This window comes from Enhygromyxa salina, assembly GCF_002994615.1.
GTDB classification, from domain to species: domain Bacteria; phylum Myxococcota_A; class Polyangia; order Nannocystales; family Nannocystaceae; genus Plesiocystis; species Plesiocystis salina_A.
Genome location: NZ_PVNK01000304.1, coordinates 1 through 588, shown reverse-complemented (window position 1 = coordinate 588; position 588 = coordinate 1). Strand labels below are relative to the sequence as shown.

General features: G+C 73.0%; 1 protein-coding gene. It reads right to left on the bottom strand.

The genetic code is table 11. The features are described 5' to 3' along the window. A partial coding sequence (locus ENSA5_RS38775; protein WP_181198463.1) for a hypothetical protein occupies positions 1-588 on the bottom strand: 588 nt, incomplete at both ends.

Here is a 588-nt window from a genome sequence, read left to right as displayed (position 1 = left end):
CATCTCGGCGCCGACGAACTCGCTCTCGCTCCCGGCCTTGCGCCAATACAGCGCCGCCTGGCCGCCATCGGGCACGCTCAGGAGCACCTCGAAGTGGAGCGGCGCGCCGCACGAGGGCTCGGGCTCGCGGAGGGTGATCGGCTGGGGCGCGGTCGCCCCGCTGGCCTGGCGGGCCTGCTGCATGTAGGCCGCGAGGTCGTCGGAGCGCATCTCGATCGGCACGACCACGTAGTAGTTGAGCGACACCGCGCGCTGGAGGTCGGCGAGGATCTTGGCCGCGGCGCCGTGGCCCTCAGCCGAGAAGGTCAGGCCAGCGCGCAGCATGTAGAGCGACGCGAGGACCGGGTCTTCGCTGTTGCCAGCCGCCTCGGCCGCCGAGATCGCGTCGCTGAGGGTCCCGAGCGCGGCGTCGTACTCGAGGTTGTTGGCCTGGCTCAGCGCCGTGTTGTAGGCGGCCTTCATGTCGTCGCGCGGGCCGGCCCAGGCGACGGCGGGCTGCAACAAGGTGGCGGTCAGCGCGGCGGTGCCCGCGAGGCTGGCCGCGAACGCGAGCGCCAGGGTGCGGCGCCGACGAACTCGCTCTCGCTC